Genomic DNA, 5,104 nt, shown 5'->3' with positions numbered 1-5,104 from the left:
TCGGCGATCGCCGTCTTGCCGACACCGGCTTCGCCGACGAGGAGCGGGTTGTTCTTGCGCCGGCGGCAGAGGATCTGGATCACGCGTTCGACCTCGAGCTCGCGGCCGATCAGCGGATCGATCTTGCCGTCGCGGGCGAGCTGGTTCAGGTTCTGCGTGAACTGGTCGAGCGGCGAGCCCTTGCCGTCGCCTTCTTCCTTCTCGCTCTCGGCGCTCGAGCCCGATCCTTCGCCCGGCTTGGCCGGCTCGGGCGGATCGGTCTTCTTGATGCCATGCGCGATGAAGTTGACGACGTCGAGCCGGGTCACGCCCTGCTGGTGCAGGTAGTAGACGGCGTGCGAGTCCTTCTCGCCGAAGATCGCGACGAGTACATTGGCACCGGTCACCTCCTTCTTGCCGCTGCCCGTCGACTGCACATGCATGATCGCGCGCTGGATGACGCGCTGGAAGCCCAACGTCGGCTGCGTGTCGACCTCGTCGGCACCGCCGACGGTGGGGGTGTTTTCCTTGATGAAGCCGACCAGGCTCTTCCTCAGGTCGTCGAGGCTGGCCGAGCAGGCGCGCAGCACTTCGGCCGCCGATGGGTTGTCGAGCAGCGCCATGAGCAGGTGCTCGACGGTGATGAACTCGTGTCGCTGCTGCCTGGCCTCGACGAAGGCCATGTGCAGGCTGACTTCCAACTCTTGCGCAATCATGCGGACTCCATAATGCATTGCAACGGGTGGCCGCCGCGCCTCGCGGCAGCCAGCACCAGTTCGACCTTGGTCGCGGCGACGTCCTTCGAAAAGACGCCGCAAACTCCGCGCCCGTCGTGGTGGATCTTCAGCATGATCTGCGTCGCGGTTTCGAGATCCCGGTTGAAATACTCCTGCAGCACCATCACGACAAACTCCATCGGTGTGTAGTCGTCGTTGAGCAGGATGACCTGATACATCCGCGGGGGCTCGGTTTTCTGAGTCTTGCGCTCGACGACGACGGCACCCTGCCCGTCATCCGGCTGCGGCCGAATGACAGGGAGGAGCGGTTTGTCGTCAGGCATGAATTCATTCTATCGAGTTGAGCCGAGCGGGCTCGCTTCGTTCTCATATTGGCCGCGGGGACTATTTCACAAGGCCGAAGGTATCCCCCGAACGCGGTCCAGTTCATGCCTGACGCGCAAAAAAAACCCGCCGAACGGCGGGTTTTCTCGTGTCGGCGTGTCGCCCGATCACATGTTGTCGATCATCACCTGGCCGAACCCGGAGCACGAGACCTGGGTCGCCCCTTCCATCAGCCGGGCGAAGTCGTATGTCACCTTCTTCGACAGGATGGCTTTTTCCATCGAGCTGATGACGAGGTCGGCCGCCGCGTCCCAGCCCATGTGGCGCAGCATCATCTCGGCCGAAAGGATCTCCGAGCCCGGGTTGACGTAGTCCTTGCCGGCGTACTTGGGGGCGGTGCCGTGCGTCGCCTCGAACATGGCGACCGTGTCGCTCATGTTGGCGCCCGGCGCGATGCCGATGCCGCCGACCTGCGCCGCGAGAGCGTCCGACACGTAGTCCCCGTTCAGGTTCAGCGTGGCGATCACCGAATACTCGGCCGGGCGAAGCAGGATCTGCTGCAGGAACGCATCGGCGATCGAATCCTTGACGACGATGTTCTTGCCGGTCTTGGGATTCTTGAACTGGCTCCACGGCCCGCCGTCGATCAGCGCCGCACCGAACTCGCGCTGCGCCAGGGCGTAGCCCCAGTCGCGGAAGCCCCCCTCGGTGAACTTCATGATGTTGCCCTTGTGCACCAGCGTCACCGAGGGCTTGTCGTGGTCGATGGCGTACTGCAGGGCCTTGCGCACAAGGCGCTCCGTGCCCTCTCGCGACACCGGCTTGATACCGATGCCGGAGGTGTCGGGAAAACGGATCTTCTTGACCCCGAACTCGTCCTGGAGGATCTTGATCAGGCGTTTGGCCTTCTCGCTCTCGGCCTCGAACTCGATGCCGGCGTAGATGTCCTCCGAGTTCTCGCGGAAGATGACCATGTTGGTCTTCTCGGGCGCCTTGACCGGGGAAGGCACGCCCTTGAAGTACTGGATCGGGCGCAGGCAGACGTAGAGGTCGAGTTCCTGGCGCAGCGCCACGTTCAGCGAGCGGATGCCGCCGCCGACCGGCGTGGTGAGCGGGCCCTTGATCGAGACCACGTACTCCCGCACCGCCTCGAGCGTCTCCGGGGGCAGCCACACGTCGGGACCGTAGACGCGCGTCGACTTCTCGCCGGCGTAGATCTCCATCCAGTGGATCTTCTTCTTGCCGCCGTAGGTCTTGGCCACCGCGGCATCGACCACCTTGATCATCACCGGCGTGATGTCAACGCCCGTGCCGTCGCCTTCGATATAGGGAATGATCGGCTCGTCGGGCACCACGAGGGAGAAGTCGGGGTTGACCTTGATCTTCTGCCCGCCCTCGGGCACCTTGATGTGCTGATACATGAAAATGGCGCCCCGCTCGCGCGGCCGTGTTGAGATTGCAGCGGAAATTCTAAGTCGGAAGAATGGGCATGAAACAGAGATTCGGGCGCTGGGCCGCGGCCCTCGCGATGCTGCTGGCGGCGGCCGCCGCACCGGCCCAGGACGGGCCGCAGAAACTGGCGTCGATCCGCCTGCAGGCCGGCATCCACAACATCTCGGCAGAACTGGCGACCACGCCGCAGCAGCGCCAGATCGGCCTCATGAACCGGACCTCTATGGGGGCCAACGAAGGGATGCTCTTCGTCTTCGAGCGGCCCGCCCAGCAGTGCTTCTGGATGAAGAACACCCTGATCCCGCTCTCGATCGCCTTCCTCGCCGATGAAGGCAGCGTCGTCAACATCGACAGCATGAAGCCGCAGACGCTCGACCCGCACTGTTCCGACAAGCCCGTGCGCTTCGTACTCGAGATGAACGAGGGCTGGTTCGCGAAACGCGGCATCAAGGCCGGCACCAAGGTGCTCGGCCAGCCGTTCGCGAACTAGCTCCTCACGGGCTGGGTTCGCTCAGGCGAAGTTCTTCGCCGCGAAGTCCCAGTTGGCCAGCGAGCTGAGGAAGGTCTCGGCCCACTTCGGCCGCTGGTTGCGGTAGTCGATGTAGTAGGCGTGCTCCCAGACGTCGAGGGTGAGCAGGGGCTTGTCGCCGGTCGTGAGCGGCGTTCCCGCCGCACCCATGTTGACGATGTCGACACTGCCGTCGGCCTTCTTGACGAGCCAGGTCCAGCCCGAGCCGAAGTTGCCCACCGCGCTCTTCGCGAAGGCCTCCTTGAACGCCGGGAAGGCGGCCCACTTGCCCCGGATCGCGTCGGCCAGGGGGCCGGTCGGCTCACCCCCGCCGCCCGGCTTCATGCAACTCCAGAAGAAGGTGTGGTTCCAGATCTGGGCGGCGTTGTTGTAGATCGCGCCCGACGACTTGCGGACGATGTCCTCGAGGGGCATGGACTCGAACTCGGTGCCCTTCTGCAGGTTGTTCAGGTTGTCGACGTAGGCCTTGTGGTGCTTGCCGTGGTGGTACTCCAGCGTTTCCTTGCTGACGTGGGGGGCGAGCGCATCGATGGGATACGGGAGCGGGGGCAGGGTGTGTTCCATGGCGTTCCTTCGGCAGGCGATTGTTCTGGGGGGCAATTGTAGAGAGCTTGCCGTCGCCGGTGAGGCTCAGGGCGCGCGCGGAGCAGCATCGACGTCGAGCACGTCGAGCCTGGCGGAGCCGTCGCCGAGGCGCGCCCGGATGCGGTCGCCTGCGGCGAGCTGCCTGACCGACGTGACCGGCGTCCCTTCGTGGCGCTCGAGCCGGACGTAGCCGCGCGCGAGCACCCGGTCGGGGTCGAGCGCCTTCAGCCCGGCCGCCGCGACGTCGAGGCGGCTCGACGAGCGCGAGCAGGCCATGCGAGCCGCGTGCCGCATCCGGTCGCGCGCCGAGGCGCAGCGGGACAGCGACGCGCCGACAGAGAGCAGGGGCGCCGCGCCGAGGCGCTGCTCGAGCATGTCGAGCAGGTGAGCGCGCCTGCGCAGCGCGTCGCTCGGACGGGCGAGGCGCAGCGCGGCGCGATCGATGCGCTGGGCCCGGGTCTCGAGCATGCCTTCGACACGCCTCGACATGGCCCCGACCAGGGCGTCGAGCGCCTGCAGGTGCGTAGCCGTGGCCGGTGCGGCGAGCTCGGCGGCGGCTGTCGGCGTCGGCGCGCGCAGGTCGGCGGCGAGGTCGACGAGGGAGACGTCGGTCTCGTGGCCGACTCCGCTCAGCACCGGCATCGGCGCCGCGGCGATGGCGCGGACGACCCGCTCGTCGTTGAAGGCCCAGAGGTCCTCGAGCGAGCCGCCGCCGCGGCAGACGATCAGGAGGTCGACCTCGCCGCGCTCGCCGGCGATGGAGATCGCCTGGCAGAGCGCGGCCGGCGCATCCACCCCCTGCACGGCGCTCGGATAGACGATGACCTCGACGTGCGGAGAGCGTCGCGCCAGCGTCGTCGCGACGTCGTGGAGCGCCGCGCCCTGCAGCGACGTGACGACGCCCACCCGTCTAGGGAAGGACGGCAGGCGGCGCTTGCGCGTGGGTTCGAACAACCCCTCGCCTTCGAGCTTGGCGCGCAGTCGAAGGAAGCGCTCGTACAGCACCCCTGCGCCGCTCGGCTGCATCGCCTCCACCACGAACTGAAGCTCGCCGCGAGGTTCGTAGACCGCCAGGCGCCCCCGCAGCTCGACGGCCTGTCCGTCCCGCGGCCGGAAGTCGAGCAGCGTGGCGGCGCGCCTGAACATCGCGCAACGAAGGCTCACGCCACCATCCGGGTCCTTGAGGCTGAAGTAGCAATGGCCGCTCGCCGCCCGCGAAAAGCCGGAGATCTCGCCGCCGACCGAGCAGGCCGGGAACTCCATCTCGACCAGGGAAGCGACGGCGCCGAGCAGGTCGGCCACGCGCCAGATGCGGCTCGGCGTTCGCGCACGCTGCGGGGCGGCCGACGCGTTGTCCGGCGGTGCCTCCGGCGGCAGGTTCGTGAAGAGATCAGTCAACCGCAACGGGTCCGAAGGTGAGTGCGGGCGCGACACCTGTCACGCCGGGTGCTTCGGCCGTGCCGGGATGACCGGAGGCCACGCCATAATCCGCCCCGAC

At 66.9% G+C, this 5,104-nt stretch carries 6 protein-coding genes; 1 reads left to right on the top strand and 5 read right to left on the bottom strand.

Annotated features, from left to right (window positions below; translation table 11 throughout):
* The 3 genes from AC30N0_RS05265 to icd form a co-directional block, all read right to left on the bottom strand.
* On the bottom strand, positions 1–695 hold a 695-nt coding region (locus tag AC30N0_RS05265; RefSeq protein WP_489516880.1), incomplete at its 3' end, for a Clp protease N-terminal domain-containing protein.
* A complete protein-coding gene (gene clpS / locus AC30N0_RS05260; protein ID WP_329689733.1) occupies positions 692–1,039 on the bottom strand; it encodes an ATP-dependent Clp protease adapter ClpS in 348 nt (115 codons plus the stop codon). The genes AC30N0_RS05265 and clpS, both read right to left, overlap by 4 nt.
* A 168-nt stretch (positions 1,040–1,207) precedes the next feature.
* The gene (gene icd / locus AC30N0_RS05255) at positions 1,208–2,461 is read right to left on the bottom strand and encodes an NADP-dependent isocitrate dehydrogenase (protein ID WP_489516879.1); all 1,254 of its coding nucleotides are present in this window, start codon (positions 2,459–2,461) and stop codon (positions 1,208–1,210) included.
* A 68-nt stretch (positions 2,462–2,529) separates the two neighbouring features.
* On the opposite strand from icd, the gene AC30N0_RS05250 reads away from it, so the two are divergent.
* Positions 2,530–2,982 carry a DUF192 domain-containing protein gene (locus AC30N0_RS05250; RefSeq protein WP_489516878.1) on the top strand — a complete coding sequence of 151 codons (453 nt, stop codon included), beginning with the start codon at positions 2,530–2,532 and terminating at the stop codon, positions 2,980–2,982.
* 21 nt (positions 2,983–3,003) lie between these two features.
* Here the strand turns inward: AC30N0_RS05250 and AC30N0_RS05245 are convergent, their stop codons facing one another.
* Positions 3,004–3,585, bottom strand: coding sequence for a superoxide dismutase (locus AC30N0_RS05245; protein WP_489516877.1), 582 nt, complete (start codon positions 3,583–3,585; stop codon positions 3,004–3,006).
* A 66-nt stretch (positions 3,586–3,651) separates the two neighbouring features.
* The gene (gene xseA / locus AC30N0_RS05240; protein WP_489516876.1) at positions 3,652–5,004 is read right to left on the bottom strand and encodes an exodeoxyribonuclease VII large subunit; all 1,353 of its coding nucleotides are present in this window, start codon (positions 5,002–5,004) and stop codon (positions 3,652–3,654) included.
* Between the last annotated feature and the right edge of the window lie 100 nt (positions 5,005–5,104).

Origin of the sequence: Rhizobacter sp. (genome assembly GCF_031412495.1) — a bacterium.
Taxonomy (GTDB): Bacteria; Pseudomonadota; Gammaproteobacteria; order Burkholderiales; family Burkholderiaceae_C; genus Schlegelella_A.
The sequence above is the reverse complement of the archived record's forward strand: the minus strand, read 5'-3'. Positions and strand labels throughout refer to the sequence as shown.

Excerpts from the sequence above, each read along its gene's own strand:
- clpS (WP_329689733.1), bottom strand. The coding sequence starts at position 1,039 with ATGCCTGACGACAAACCGCTCCTCCCTGTCATTCGGCCGCAGCCGGAT.
- icd (WP_489516879.1), bottom strand. The coding sequence starts at position 2,461 with ATGTATCAGCACATCAAGGTGCCCGAGGGCGGGCAGAAGATCAAGGTC.
- AC30N0_RS05250 (WP_489516878.1), top strand. The coding sequence starts at position 2,530 with ATGAAACAGAGATTCGGGCGCTGGGCCGCGGCCCTCGCGATGCTGCTG.
- AC30N0_RS05245 (WP_489516877.1), bottom strand. The coding sequence starts at position 3,585 with ATGGAACACACCCTGCCCCCGCTCCCGTATCCCATCGATGCGCTCGCC.